The organism is Streptomyces sp. NPDC086554, assembly GCF_040686095.1.
Classification (GTDB): domain Bacteria; phylum Actinomycetota; class Actinomycetes; order Streptomycetales; family Streptomycetaceae; genus Streptomyces.
In genome coordinates this window covers 362,282-375,094 of the sequence record NZ_JBFBJK010000004.1, presented here as the reverse complement: position 1 = coordinate 375,094, position 12,813 = coordinate 362,282, and the positions used below count along the sequence as shown (strand labels likewise).

Sequence of the window (12,813 nt, the reverse complement as noted above, 5' to 3'; positions counted from 1 at the left end):
GGGGCTCAGGCCACGTTCACTCGCTGGCCCGGCGGCGCCGCCTCCAGCCAAGCCAGGAAACCGGTGAGCGCGTCCTCGCCCATCGCCAGCTCCAGGCGTACGCCCCGGTGCAGGCAGCCCAGCACGATTGCGTCGGAGAGCAGCGCCAGCTCCTCCTCGCCGTCCGGTGCACGACGGTCTACGACCTCGATGGCCGAGCGCTCGAGGACCCGGCGCGGCCGGGGAGCGTACGAGAAGACGCGGTACCACTCGATCCGGTCGCCGTTGTAGCGGGCGACCCCATAGCCCCAGCCCTTGCCGGATGTGTCGCCCTTCTCCGGGGCGTTCCAGCGCAGGCTGCAGTCGAAGGTGCCGCCGGACCGCTGGATCAGCCGGCGGCGCAGTCCGAAGACGAAGAGCCCCACCAGTACCAGCGCGACCAATACGAGTCCGCACACGAGCAGAGTGAGGATCATCGGCACCGACCTCCTCGCCTCTTCGAAACGGACCAACAGAATTGCACCCGCATTGCCTCAGCCGCGACCCGCTCCGGATTGCTCCGGATCAGGCCGCGGCTGAGTCACGTCAACGCCGACACGCTGGGTTCAGCGCGTCGCCACCGCCCGCAGTCGGACGTCCGCGCGACGCTCGGCGGAGGCGTCGGCCTCCGCCTTCGCGCGCTCGAGCGCCCGCTCCGCGCGCTGGACATCGATCTCGTCCGACAGCTCGACGATCTCAGCAAGCAGTGACAGCTTGTTGTCCGCGAAGGAGATGAATCCTCCATGGACGGCGGCGACGACAGTGTTGCCGTCGCTCGTACGAATGGTCACCGGGCCCGACTCCAGCACACCGAGAAGCGGCTGGTGACCGGGCATGACGCCGATGTCGCCGGACGTGGTGCGCGCGACGACCAGGGTGGCCTCGCCGGACCAGACACTGCGGTCCGCGGCGACCAGCTCGACATGCAGCTCAGCAGCCAAGGGTGGCTCCTCGGGTCACCACCCGGCGGCTTCGCCGGGTGTTGGGTCAAATTCTAGTGGGCGTACCGGGAGGGGCGGGACGCGCCCACCCCTCCCATGAGTCATGGACTCAGGAGACGCCGAGCTCCTTGGCCTTCGCCTTCAGGTCGTCAATGCCACCGCACATGAAGAACGCCTGCTCAGGGAAGTGGTCGTACTCACCGTCGATGATCGCGTTGAACGCGGCGATCGACTCGTCGAGCGGCACGTCCGAACCGTCCAGGCCGGTGAACTGCTTGGCGGCGTGGGTGTTCTGCGACAGGAAGCGCTCGACGCGACGGGCGCGCGAGACGACCAGCTTGTCCTCTTCGCTGAGCTCGTCGATGCCGAGGATCGCGATGATGTCCTGGAGGTCCTTGTACTTCTGCAGGATCGCGCGGACGCGGGAGGCCGCGTCGTAGTGGTCCTGCGCGATGTAGCGCGGGTCCAGGATGCGGGACGTCGAGTCCAGCGGGTCCACCGCCGGGTAGATGCCCTTCTCCGAGATCGGACGCGACAGCACGGTCGTCGCGTCGAGGTGCGCGAAGGTCGTGGCCGGGGCCGGGTCGGTGAGGTCGTCCGCGGGGACGTAGATCGCCTGCATCGAGGTGATCGAGTGACCACGCGTCGAGGTGATGCGCTCCTGGAGGAGGCCCATCTCGTCGGCCAGGTTCGGCTGGTAACCCACCGCGGAGGGCATACGGCCGAGCAGGGTCGAGACCTCGGAACCGGCCTGCGTGAAGCGGAAGATGTTGTCGATGAAGAACAGCACGTCCTGCTTCTGCACATCGCGGAAGTACTCCGCCATGGTCAGACCGGCAAGGGCGACACGCAGACGCGTGCCCGGCGGCTCGTCCATCTGGCCGAAGACCAGGGCGGTCTTGTCCAGAACGCCCGACTCTTCCATCTCGTCGATGAGGTCGTTGCCCTCACGGGTGCGCTCGCCGACACCGGCGAACACGGAAACGCCCTCGTGCAGCTTGGCCACACGCATGATCATTTCCTGGATGAGGACGGTCTTGCCGACGCCCGCACCACCGAACAGACCGATCTTTCCACCCTTGACGTACGGGGTGAGAAGGTCGACGACCTTCAGGCCGGTCTCGAACATCTCGGTCTTGGACTCGAGCTGGTCGAAGGCCGGGGCCTTGCGGTGGATCGGCCAGCGCTCGGTGACCTCGGCCTCGGCCTCGGGGTGGTTCAGGATCGCACCGAGGGTGTTGAACACCTTGCCCTTGGTGATGTCACCGACCGGGACGGTGATGCCGTTGCCCGTGTCGGTCACCGCGGCCTGGCGGACCAGGCCGTCGGTGGGCTGCATGGAGATCGCGCGGACCACGCCGTCACCCAGGTGCTGGGCGACCTCGAGGGTCAGCGTCTTCAAGGCGCCGTCCAGAGCCGGGTCTGCGACCTCGACGTGCAGGGCGTTGTAGATCTCCGGCATCGCGTCGACGGGGAACTCCACGTCGACGACCGGGCCGATCACCCGGGCGACGCGGCCCGTGGCAACGGCCGTATCAACAGTGGTCGTCATTACTTGTCACTCCCCGCGGTCGCGTCGGCCAGGGCGCTGGCGCCACCGACGATCTCGCTGATTTCCTGGGTGATTTCGGCCTGGCGGGCCGCGTTGGCAGAGCGGGTGAGCGCAGTGATCAGGTCACCCGCGTTGTCGGTCGCCGACTTCATCGCGCGGCGCGTGGCGGCGTGCTTGGAAGCAGCCGACTGGAGCAGCGCGTTGTAGATACGGCTCTCGACGTAGCGCGGCAGCAGGGCGTCGAGGACGTCCTCCGCCGACGGCTCGAAGTCGTACAGGGGGCGGGCCTCGTCCGTCGTGCCCGCCTCCTTCGCCACCTCGTCGAGGCTGAGCGGGAGCAGTCGGGAATCGACCGCGTCCTGCGTCATCATCGAGATGAACTCGGTGTAGACGATGTGGAGTTCATCCACGCCGCCCTCGGCCGATTCCTTCTCGATGGCCTCGATCAGGGGTCCGGCGATCGCCTTGGCGTCCGCGTAGGAAGGGGCATCCGTGAAGCCCGTCCACTGCCCGGCGATCTTGCGCTCACGGAAGTTGTAGTGCGCGATGCCGCGGCGGCCGACGATGTACGTGTCGACCTCCTTGCCCTCGCCCTGCAACCGCTCGGTGAGCTGCTCCGCACCCTTGATGGCGTTGGAGTTGAAGGCGCCGGCCAGACCGCGGTCGCTCGAGAGGAGCAGGACAGCGGCCCGGGTCGGAGCCTCGGCCTCGGTGGTCAGCGGGTGCTTGTCATTGGCACCCGTGGCCACCGCGGTGACCGCGCGCGTGAGCTCGGTCGCGTACGGAGTGGAGGCCGCCACCTTGCGCTGTGCCTTGACGACACGCGAGGCGGCGATCATCTCCATCGCCTTGGTGATCTTCTTGGTCGCGGTGACGGATTTGATGCGACGCTTGTAGACCCGGAGCTGGGCTCCCATGAGTCAGGTCCCTTCCGTCGTCACTTGGACGCGTTGACGGCGACCGGGCCGGCCGGGGCGTCCTCGCCGAGCAGCTTGCCGTCCGACGTCTCGAACTGCTTCTTGAACTCCGCGACGGCGTCGGCAATGGCCGTGATCGTGTCGTCGGACATCTTGGCGCCCTCCTTGATGGAGGTCATCAGGCCCTGCTCCTTGCGGTGCAGGTAGTCCAGAAGCTCGCTCTCGAAGCGGCGGATGTCCGCGACCGGGACCTCGTCCATGCGGCCCGTGGTACCGGCCCAGATGGAGACGACCTGGTCCTCGGTGGCCATCGGCTGGTACTGCGGCTGCTTGAGCAGCTCGACCATCCGCTGACCGCGCTCGAGGGAGGACTTCGACGCGGCGTCCAGGTCGGAACCGAAGGCGGCGAACGCCTCGAGCTCACGGAACTGGGCGAGGTCCACGCGGAGTCGGCCCGACACCTGACGGATCGCCTTGTGCTGCGCGGAACCACCGACTCGGGAGACGGAGATACCGACGTTGAGCGCGGGGCGCTGACCGGCGTTGAACAGGTCCGACTCCAGGAAGCACTGGCCGTCGGTGATGGAGATGACGTTGGTCGGGATGAACGCCGACACGTCGTTCGCCTTGGTCTCGACGATCGGGAGACCCGTCATCGAGCCCTTGCCCATCTCGTCCGAGAGCTTCGCGCAGCGCTCGAGCAGACGCGAGTGCAGGTAGAAGACGTCACCCGGGTAGGCCTCGCGCCCCGGCGGGCGGCGGAGCAGCAGGGACACGGCGCGGTAGGCGTCGGCCTGCTTCGAGAGGTCGTCGAAGACGATGAGGACGTGCTTGCCCTCGTACATCCACTGCTGGCCGATGGCCGAACCGGTGTAGGGCGCCAGGTACTTGAAGCCCGCCGGGTCGGACGCCGGGGCGGCGACGATGGTCGTGTACTCGAGCGCGCCGGCCTCTTCCAGGGCACCGCGCACGGAGGCGATGGTGGAGCCCTTCTGACCGACGGCGACGTAGATGCAGCGCACCTGCTTGTTCACGTCGCCCGAGCGCCAGTTGTCGCGCTGGTTGATGATCGTGTCGACGGCCAGGGCGGTCTTGCCCGTCTGGCGGTCGCCGATGATCAGCTGCCGCTGGCCACGGCCGATCGGGGTCATCGCGTCGACGGCCTTGTAGCCGGTCTCCATCGGCTCGTGCACCGACTTGCGGTCCATGACCGTGGGGGCCTGCAGCTCGAGGGCGCGGCGTCCTGACGTCTCGATCTCGCCGAGGCCGTCGATCGGGTTGCCGAGCGGGTCGACGACGCGGCCGAGGTAGCCCTCGCCCACCGCGACGGACAGGACCTCGCCGGTACGGGTGACCGGCTGGCCCTCTTCGATGCCGCTGAACTCGCCGAGGACGACGGCGCCGATCTCGCGCTCCTCAAGGTTGAGGGCGAGACCGAGGGTGCCGTCCTCGAACTTCAGCAGCTCGTTGGCCATGGCCGAGGGGAGGCCCTCGACCTTCGCGATGCCGTCACCGGCAACGGTGACCGAACCGACCTCCTCGCGCGAGGCCGCGTCCGGCTTGTACGCCTGGACAAAGTTCTCCAGTGCGTCCCGGATCTCCTCCGGCCGGATCGTGAGCTCCGCCATCTGGGTTCCCTGCTCTCCTTGTTGGGCCCGAAGTTTCACTTTGGGGGTCTGGGGACTCCCCCCAAGTAAGAGGTGAATCCTCTGCACGGCCCAACTAGGGCCGTAATTACTACGTGTTGCGTTACTGCTAGCTCGCCATGCGGCGGTGCGCGTCCTCGATGCGGTCCGCGATGCTGCCGTTGATGATCTCGTCGCCGACCTGCACCGTGATCCCGCCGAGGACCTCGGGGTCCACGTCGAGGTTCAGGTGCATCTGCCGGCCGTAGACCTTCGCCAGGACGGCACCGAGGCGCTGCTTCTGCTGGTCCGAGAGCGGCACAGCAGAAGTGACGACGGCGACCATCCGGTTCCGGCGGTCCGCGGCCAGCTTGGAGAGGGACTCGAGTCCATCTTCCAGGCTACGTCCACGGGGCGCGGTCACAAGGCGCTCGACCAGCCGCTCGGTCGCCGCGTTGGCCCGGCCGCCGAGCAGGCTGCGCAGCAGCTCGCTCTTGGCCGCGCCGGTGGCGCCGCGGTCGGTCAGCGCGGACCGGAGGGCGGGGTTCGAGGTGACGATCCGGCCGAACCGGAACAGCTCGTCCTCGACGTCGTCCAGCGCGCCGGACTTCTGCGCACCGGTCAGGTCGGCGAGGTTGGCGAGCTCCTCGAGGGCGTCCACCAGGTCACGCGACTGCGACCAGCGCGAGCGGACCATGCCGGCCACCAGGTCGGCGGTCTCGCCGCCCACCTGCCCGCCGAGCAGGCGCCCGGCGAGCTCGGCCTTGGACTCGCCGCTCTGCGACGGGTCGGTGAGGACCCGACGCAGCGAGACCTCGCGGCCGAGGAGCGCGGTGACAGCAGCCAGCTCGTCCGCGAGCTTCTTGGCGTCGACCGACGTGTTGTCGGTCAGCGCGTCAAGACGCTCGCGCGCGGCGGCCAGGGCCTCGCGGCTAGCTCCGTGGGCTGTCATCGAGTGGCCTCGGCCTTCTCCTCGAGCTCGTCGAGGAAGCGGTCGATCGTGCGGCTCTGCCGGGCGTGGTCCTCGAGGGACTCGCCGACGAGCTTGCCGGCCAGGTCGGTGGCCAGCTGGCCCACGTCCTGACGCAGCGTCTGCGCGGCGGCCTTGCGGTCGGCGGCGAGCTGCGTGTGGCCGGCGGCGACGATCTCCTCGCGCTGGCGCTGGCCTTCGGCGCGCATCTCGGCGATGAGCTGGGCGCCCTGCTCCTGCGCCTCCTGGCGCAGACGCGCGGCCTCGTGCCGTGCCTCGGCGAGCTGAGCCTTGTACTGCTCAAGAACGCTCTGGGCCTCGGTCTGAGCGGCCTCGGCCTTCTCGATACCGCCTTCGATCGCCTCGCGGCGCTCGTCCAGAACCTTGTTGATGTTCGGGAGGAGCTTCTTCCAGAAGAAGAAGAAGACGACAGCGAAGGCCAGTGCGCCGATGAGCAGCTCAGGACCCGGCGGGATGAGCGGGTTCTGCTCTTCCTCGGCCGCCAGCTGAACCAGGTTGGCGATCACATCAGTGCCTTTCGTCGAAAAGTGTCAGCAAGAAGTGCTTACTTACCGAACACGAACGGCATGACGATGCCGATGAGGGCGAGCGCCTCACAGAAGGCGAAGCCGAGGATCTGGTTCGAACGGATCAGCGCAGCGGCTTCGGGCTGACGGGCCAGGGCCTCGGTGCCCTTACCGAAAACGATGCCGACGCCGATGCCGGGGCCGATCGCGGCGAGGCCGTAGCCGATGGAGCCGAGGGAGCCGGAGACGCCTGCGGCGAGTTCGAGGGTCGCGGACATGCCGTTACTTCCTTCTCTTTCAAGGACCGGTGGGGGTTGGCCACCGGGCGATCTGGGGGGCTTTTTAGCCGGGGGGCACTCAGTGGTGCTCGGCGAGAGCGCCCTGAATGTAGGTGGCGGAGAGGAGCACGAAGACGTACGCCTGAACCGCCTGCACGAAGAGCTCGAAGAGGATCATGGCGATCGTCATCACGAACGAGACACCGGCGGCCGGGATCATCCAGCTGTTCAGCAGGTACCAGGAGGCGACGGTGAACATCACCAGCATCAGGTGACCCGCGAACATGTTCGCGAAGAGTCGCACCGAGTGCGTGAACGGACGGACCAGCAGGTTCGAGAAGAACTCGATGAACGACACGAGCCACTTGATCGGGCCCAGCGAGTTGTCGTAACCGGTGATGTTCTTCCAGCCGCCGACGAATCCGTGCCGCTTGAAGGTCAGGGGCACCCAGATGAAGTAGACGATCGCGGCCAGGACCACCGGGTACGCGAAGATCGACGAGACCGGGAACTGGGTCAGCGGGATCACGGACCAGATGTTCATGATCCAGATGAAGAAGAACATCGAGACCATCAGGGGGACGTACTTCTCGCCCTCCTTCTTGCCCATCGTCTCGTAGACGATGCCGCGGCGTACGAAGTCGTAGCCGGCCTCACCGATCATCTGCAGCTTGCCCGGGACGACCTTGGCCTTGCCGAACGCCGCGTAGAAGAAGGTGATGACGACGAGCGTGGTCAGCAGGGCGAGCAGCATCACCTTGTTGAACTCGAACCCACCGACCGTGAAGATCGGCTTGAAGAGGAACGAGTGCAGGCCCGGGGACGGGAAGCCACAGCCGTTGTCGGACATGATCCGACAGCTCCAGTCAAAGGCGAGCTCAGTTTGGTCAGCACTCACCGCGGGCTCCTTCGGCGTGACGCATAGGTACGGCAACCTCGTTGTCGTGTCGGCGCGGCGCGCGGCCGCGATTCGGCACCAGACTGGTGTTTCGGATGTGGGCGCGGCGTTCAGGCATCGAGCCTCGCGATCGTGCAGGCGTCAGCTCAGATGCCCGCGCCGGCAGTGCCGCAGTTGGCACCGGACGATAGCAGCATCTCGAACGCGCATTTATCCCGGCCCTACCCTTCACGTCGAGGACCCCGACTTCTCCGGCTTGTCCTGTTGCTCGGAGTCGGGATCGACGTAAAGGATCTTGGCCTTCATGTGCGCACGAGCCTGCGACGCCATCCATACGACGGTCGCCACAACAAGGCCCACGGCGAACGCCTTGGGGTTGAACAGCGTGGTGTCCTTGAAAAGGGCCACGAAGACGAGAAGCAGCAGGAGTTGAAGGACGTAGAGCAGCAGACCCATCATCTGGAACAGATGCGGGAGCGCCTTCGCCGTTCGCTGCAGCGCGAACATCCCGAGCCCCATGAAAGCGATGACGACCAGCGTGCCGACGACTGCACCGAGCGCTCCCTTGCCGCCCGCGACCACGGCACTGACGACGGCGACGATCGCGCCTGCGGCAGCCGTGGGTACGGCGGTCTGAAGGAGTGTTCGGGTGTCTTGAGACGGCATGGCGGCAGCTCCGCTTACTGATGGGGGCAGGGTGTCGTCATGGACGAGCGTAGTCCGGGGTCGAGAGCGTTCCTCGGGCCAATGGGCCGTGGCACTACGGTCCTTCGGCTCTATCCCCTGGTTTCGTGAACGGTATCACAAACTATTTGATGAGGTCTTTACCTGCCAGGTGTGCTCGCCGTCACACATGAGAGTGAGCCTGCGCGTCTGTGCATTCAGCGAGGCGAGTTGTCTGGTATTGGGCGAATTTGACCTCGACCCGTCAGCTAGACGAGCCGGCCTTGCGCCGATCCTCGAAGCGCGAGCGGGTGCCGACGGCGGTCGATCCGTTGACGCCTGCGCCGACCGGAGGAAGGGAATCCGCCTCCGCTTCGGTCTCCTCCTGCTCACCCGTCCCGGCTGTCGCGTTGGTCTCATCGCTCGCCTCGGCGTCGGCCTCGGCGGCCCGGCGGCGGCGCCGGTAGCGCGGCGGCACGAACGACTCGGCCCAGCGCGGAATGTGCGGGGTGAAGCGCGGCAGCAGGAGCAGCACGAGCCCCACGGAGCTGAGCGCGACGATGCCGAGCAGGATCCACATGCTCGTGGAGTGGACCGAGTACGCGACCGTCCCGAAGGCGATGAGCGCCGACCAGAAGTACATGATCAGCACCGCGCGGCTGTGCGAGTGACCGATCTCCAGGAGCCGGTGGTGCAGGTGCCCGCGGTCGGCGGCGAACGGCGACTTTCCGTTCCACGTACGGCGGACGATGGCGAGCACCAGGTCGGCGAACGGGATCGCGATGATCGTCAGCGGCATGAGCAGCGGGATGAAGACCGGGAGCATCGCGTGGGTGGCATCGCGGGTGCCGCCGAAGTTCAGCTTCAGGGCGTCACCGTCGATCTGCCCGGTGGCGGAGATCGCCCCCGCCGCCAGGATCAGGCCGATCAGCATCGAGCCCGAGTCCCCCATGAAGATCCTTGCGGGATGGATGTTGTGCGGCAGGAAGCCCACACACATGCCGATCAGGATCGCGGCGAAGAGCGTCGCGGGGGCCGCGGCCTCGATGCCGTAGCCGTACCAGAGGCGGTAGGCGTACAGGAAGAACGCCGATGCGGCGATGCACACCATGCCCGCGGCCAGGCCGTCGAGGCCGTCGACGAAGTTCACCGCGTTGATGGTGATGACGACGAGCGCGACCGTCAGAAGCGTGCCTTGCCCCTGGTCCAGGAGGACCATGCCGTAGCCCGGGACCGGGATCCACAGGATCGTCAGACCCTGGATGACCATGACGCCCGCGGCGATCATCTGGGCGCCCAGCTTGATCAGCGCGTCGATCTCGAACTTGTCGTCGAGCACACCGATCAGCCAGATCAGCGCGGCACCGGAGAGCAGCGCGCGCGGCTCGTTGGACCGCTCGAAGACGTCGTTCAGATTCGGCAGGTGGTCGGCGACGAGGAGCCCGGCGCACAGGCCGAAGAACATCGCGATCCCGCCGAGCCGGGGCGTCGGCTCCCGGTGCACGTCGCGGGCGCGGATCTCCGGCATGGCGCCGGCCACGATCGCGAACTTCCGCACCGGGCCGGTCAGCAGGTAAGTCACCGCGGCCGTGATGCAGAGCGTAAGGAGGTATTCACGCACGGGCTTCCCCACAGGTATCGCTGGCCATCTCAGCCCCACAGCCTAGCTCTGCGGGCATATGGCTGGGGACTTCCGGGTAGCGACGATGGTTGCACGAGTACGCGCATCTTCCGGACGCGTCTACCCCGACCTAGCCCGGATACGGCGGAAATCTGCCCACCAATTCGCGCACTTCCTCTCGTACCCCCGGGGCCTCGCGCACCGCTTCGGCGAAGAGCCCGGCGATGCGGACCATCTCCGCGTCGGTCATGCCCTGCGTGGTGACGGCGGCCGTGCCGAGCCGCAGTCCGCGGCTGTCGCCGTGGGGCAGGGCGCAGGTGTCGAGGACAAGGCCCGCCGCGGCGAGGCGGCCGCGTGCGGTGCTCGCGTCGACGCCCAGCGGGGCCGGGTCGGCCAGGATCAGGTGGGTGTCGGTGCCGCCGGTGCTGATCACACAGCCCGCAGCGGCCAGCGCCTCGGCGAGGATCCGCGCATTGGCGACCACGTCATGGGCGTACGCCGTGAAGGCCGGGGTGGCCGCCTCGCCGAAGGCCACGGCCTTGGCGGCGATCGTGTGCATCTGGGCGCCGCCCTGGGTGAAGGGGAAGACCGCCCGGTCGATACGTTGCGCGAGCTCGGCCCCGCACAGGATCAGGCCGCCGCGCGGGCCGCGGAGCACCTTGTGGGTGGTGGCGCACACGACGTCCGCGTACGGCACCGGGCTGGGCGCCGCTCCCCCGGCGACCAGGCCGATGGGGTGGGCCGCGTCGGCGATGAGATAGGCGCCCACGTCGTCGGCGATGTCGCGGAAGGCCGCGTAGTCGATGTGCCGGGGGTAGGCGATGGAGCCGCAGACGATCGCCTTGGGCTGGTGCGAACGGGCGAGCGCGTGCACCTGTTCGTAGTCGATGAGGCCGCTCTCGGGGTCGACGCCGTATCCGACGAAGTCGAACCAGCGGCCCGAGAAGTTCGCGGGCGAGCCGTGCGTGAGATGGCCGCCGAACGGGAGGCCCATGGCGAGGACGGTGTCGCCCGGGCGCAGCAGCGCGGCGTACGCGGCGAGGACGGCGGACGATCCGGAGTGCGGCTGGACATTGGCGTGCTCGGCGCCGAAGAGGGCCTTGGCGCGGTCGATGGCGATGCGCTCGGCGACGTCCACCAGCTCGCAGCCGCCGTGGTGGCGGGCGCCGGGGTAGCCCTCGGCGTACTTGTTGGCGAGCGGGGAGCCGAGGGCTTCGAGGACGGCCGGTGAGGTGAAGTTCTCGGCGGCGATGAGCTGGAGGCCGCTGGCCTGGCGTTCGGCCTCGGCGAGGAGGACCTCGGCCATCTGGGGGTCCTCGCGGCGGAGGGCGTCCGCCCCCACGGTGGGCAGTCGTTCTGTGGTGACCGGCATCGTGGGCTCCGGGCCTCGCGGGGGGTTGAAGTCCCTCCAATGTAGGCCTGCCTCACGCCGCACGCGCGGCGTCACGGGATCTTTCTTCGGCGCCGGCCCGGACCTGGGGAAAGGTTCAGGCTTTGGCCCGCACTCCGGTCAGCGCCGTCACCACGGGGTCGAGCGCCTCGTTGATCTCGTCGCCCACCGAGCGGAAGAAGGGGAGCGGCGCCCCGTAGGGGTCGTACACCTCGTCGGCCTCGACGCTCGGCGCGAGCAGCCAGCCGCGCAGCGCCGCCGCCGCCCGCACCAGGGCACGGGCACGCTCCACCACGCCATCGCCGTCGGGGTCGGGCAGCGTGGCCGGGTCTATGGCCCGCACCAGACGGGTGAACTCCTTCAGCGTGAAGGTGCGCAGTCCTGCCGAGTGACCCATCGAGATGACCTGCGCCCGGTGGTCCCGCGTCGCCGTCAGGACGAGGTCCGCCCGGATGACGTGGTCGTCGAGCAGCTCACGGCCCATGAAGCCGGTCGCGTCCGCCCCGAAGTCCGCGAGGACCGTCTCGGCGTTGGTCTCCATGGGGGCACCCTCGTGCCCCCACGTACCCGCGCTCTCCACGATCAGGCCGCCGGTGAACGGGTCGCCGAGGCGGTCGGCCAGGGCATGCCTGGTCAGCCGCTCGGTGATCGGCGAGCGGCACACATTGCCGGTGCTGACGTGGAGGATGCGGAACGAATCTCGACAAGCCGCTATGCCACGCCCCGTCTCAGGGGCTGTCAATTCGCCACCTCGAGGTCGGGTACCACCTTGCGGAGCTCCTCCGCGGTCAGCGCACCCGCGCGCAGCAGTACCGGCACCTTCCCGGTGACGTCCACGATCGACGAGGGGACGATGCCCGGCGTCGGGCCGCCGTCCAGGTACACGGCGACGGAGTCCCCGAGCATCTCCTGCGCGGCGTCACAGTCCTCGGGGGCCGGGTGCCCCGTGAGGTTCGCCGAGGAGACGGCCATCGGGCCGACCTCGGTGAGCAGCTCGATGGCGACGGGGTGCAGCGGCATCCGGATCGCGACGGTCCCACGGGTGTCCCCGAGGTCCCACTGGAGCGACGGCTGCTGCTTGGCGACCAGGGTCAGCGCGCCCGGCCAGAAGGCGTCGACGAGCTCCCAGGCCGACTCGGAGAAGTCGGTGACCAGGCCGTGCAGGGTGTTCGGGGAGCCGATGAGGACAGGGGTGGGCATATTGCGGCCACGGCCCTTGGCGTCGAGCAGATCGGCGCAGGCCTCCGGGGTGAAGGCGTCGGCACCGATGCCGTAGACGGTGTCGGTGGGCAGCACGACCAGCTCGCCACGGCGGACGGCGGACGCGGCCTCGCGCAGACCGGTCGTACGGTCGGTCGCGTCGTTGGTGTCGTATCGCCGTGCCATCTAGCGGGCCTCCTCGTACACATACTG

Annotated in this window: 14 protein-coding genes; all 14 read right to left on the bottom strand. The window is 68.1% G+C overall.

Going from position 1 to position 12,813, the window contains the following annotated elements; translation table 11 throughout:
• Positions 1-5: 5 nt before the first annotated feature.
• On the bottom strand, positions 6-455 hold the full coding sequence (locus AB0O76_RS08985) for a DUF2550 domain-containing protein (protein WP_135331165.1): 450 nt from the start codon (positions 453-455) through the stop codon (positions 6-8).
• 129 nt (positions 456-584) lie between these two features.
• Positions 585-959, bottom strand: coding sequence for a F0F1 ATP synthase subunit epsilon (locus AB0O76_RS08980; protein WP_365486920.1), 375 nt, complete (start codon positions 957-959; stop codon positions 585-587).
• 109 nt (positions 960-1,068) lie between these two features.
• On the bottom strand, positions 1,069-2,511 hold the full coding sequence (gene atpD, locus AB0O76_RS08975; protein ID WP_365486919.1) for a F0F1 ATP synthase subunit beta: 1,443 nt from the start codon (positions 2,509-2,511) through the stop codon (positions 1,069-1,071).
• Complete coding sequence (locus tag AB0O76_RS08970) at positions 2,511-3,428, bottom strand: F0F1 ATP synthase subunit gamma (protein WP_365486917.1); 918 nt, start codon at positions 3,426-3,428, stop codon at positions 2,511-2,513. Before AB0O76_RS08970 ends, atpD begins: the two co-directional genes overlap by 1 nt.
• Positions 3,429-3,448: 20 nt before the next feature.
• On the bottom strand, positions 3,449-5,056 hold the full coding sequence (atpA, locus tag AB0O76_RS08965; RefSeq protein WP_365486915.1) for a F0F1 ATP synthase subunit alpha: 1,608 nt from the start codon (positions 5,054-5,056) through the stop codon (positions 3,449-3,451).
• A 127-nt stretch (positions 5,057-5,183) separates the two neighbouring features.
• A complete protein-coding gene (locus tag AB0O76_RS08960) occupies positions 5,184-6,005 on the bottom strand; it encodes a F0F1 ATP synthase subunit delta (protein WP_365486913.1) in 822 nt (273 codons plus the stop codon).
• Positions 6,002-6,550, bottom strand: coding sequence for a F0F1 ATP synthase subunit B (locus AB0O76_RS08955; protein ID WP_365486911.1), 549 nt, complete (start codon positions 6,548-6,550; stop codon positions 6,002-6,004). Before AB0O76_RS08955 ends, AB0O76_RS08960 begins: the two co-directional genes overlap by 4 nt.
• A 38-nt stretch (positions 6,551-6,588) precedes the next feature.
• The gene (gene atpE / locus AB0O76_RS08950; protein WP_365486909.1) at positions 6,589-6,828 is read right to left on the bottom strand and encodes an ATP synthase F0 subunit C; all 240 of its coding nucleotides are present in this window, start codon (positions 6,826-6,828) and stop codon (positions 6,589-6,591) included.
• Between the two features lie 79 nt (positions 6,829-6,907).
• Positions 6,908-7,678 carry a F0F1 ATP synthase subunit A gene (gene atpB / locus AB0O76_RS08945; RefSeq protein WP_365487107.1) on the bottom strand — a complete coding sequence of 257 codons (771 nt, stop codon included), beginning with the start codon at positions 7,676-7,678 and terminating at the stop codon, positions 6,908-6,910.
• 276 nt (positions 7,679-7,954) lie between these two features.
• On the bottom strand, positions 7,955-8,392 hold the full coding sequence (locus AB0O76_RS08940; RefSeq protein ID WP_365486907.1) for a hypothetical protein: 438 nt from the start codon (positions 8,390-8,392) through the stop codon (positions 7,955-7,957).
• Between the two features lie 262 nt (positions 8,393-8,654).
• Positions 8,655-10,010 carry an MraY family glycosyltransferase gene (locus tag AB0O76_RS08935; protein ID WP_365486905.1) on the bottom strand — a complete coding sequence of 452 codons (1,356 nt, stop codon included), beginning with the start codon at positions 10,008-10,010 and terminating at the stop codon, positions 8,655-8,657.
• A 130-nt stretch (positions 10,011-10,140) separates the two neighbouring features.
• Positions 10,141-11,382, bottom strand: a complete 1,242-nt coding sequence (gene glyA, locus AB0O76_RS08930) for a serine hydroxymethyltransferase (protein WP_365486903.1) — start codon at positions 11,380-11,382, stop codon at positions 10,141-10,143.
• 115 nt (positions 11,383-11,497) lie between these two features.
• Entirely contained in the window at positions 11,498-12,142 is a 645-nt protein-coding gene (locus AB0O76_RS08925; RefSeq protein ID WP_365486901.1) for a protein-tyrosine-phosphatase, read from the bottom strand.
• Positions 12,139-12,786 (bottom strand): L-threonylcarbamoyladenylate synthase, encoded by a 648-nt coding sequence (locus tag AB0O76_RS08920; protein WP_365486899.1) that lies wholly within the window; start codon positions 12,784-12,786, stop codon positions 12,139-12,141. Before AB0O76_RS08920 ends, AB0O76_RS08925 begins: the two co-directional genes overlap by 4 nt.
• Between the last annotated feature and the right edge of the window lie 27 nt (positions 12,787-12,813).

What these genes read in the sequence shown, in the direction of transcription:
- atpE (WP_365486909.1), bottom strand. Translation starts at nt 6,828, where the DNA reads ATGTCCGCGACCCTCGAACTCGCCGCAGGCGTCTCCGGCTCCCTCGGC.
- atpB (WP_365487107.1), bottom strand. Translation starts at nt 7,678, where the DNA reads ATGTCCGACAACGGCTGTGGCTTCCCGTCCCCGGGCCTGCACTCGTTC.
- AB0O76_RS08920 (WP_365486899.1), bottom strand. Translation starts at nt 12,786, where the DNA reads ATGGCACGGCGATACGACACCAACGACGCGACCGACCGTACGACCGGT.
- AB0O76_RS08940 (WP_365486907.1), bottom strand. Translation starts at nt 8,392, where the DNA reads ATGCCGTCTCAAGACACCCGAACACTCCTTCAGACCGCCGTACCCACG.
- atpD (WP_365486919.1), bottom strand. Translation starts at nt 2,511, where the DNA reads ATGACGACCACTGTTGATACGGCCGTTGCCACGGGCCGCGTCGCCCGG.
- AB0O76_RS08970 (WP_365486917.1), bottom strand. Translation starts at nt 3,428, where the DNA reads ATGGGAGCCCAGCTCCGGGTCTACAAGCGTCGCATCAAATCCGTCACC.
- AB0O76_RS08960 (WP_365486913.1), bottom strand. Translation starts at nt 6,005, where the DNA reads ATGACAGCCCACGGAGCTAGCCGCGAGGCCCTGGCCGCCGCGCGCGAG.
- AB0O76_RS08985 (WP_135331165.1), bottom strand. Translation starts at nt 455, where the DNA reads ATGATCCTCACTCTGCTCGTGTGCGGACTCGTATTGGTCGCGCTGGTA.
- glyA (WP_365486903.1), bottom strand. Translation starts at nt 11,382, where the DNA reads ATGCCGGTCACCACAGAACGACTGCCCACCGTGGGGGCGGACGCCCTC.
- atpA (WP_365486915.1), bottom strand. Translation starts at nt 5,056, where the DNA reads ATGGCGGAGCTCACGATCCGGCCGGAGGAGATCCGGGACGCACTGGAG.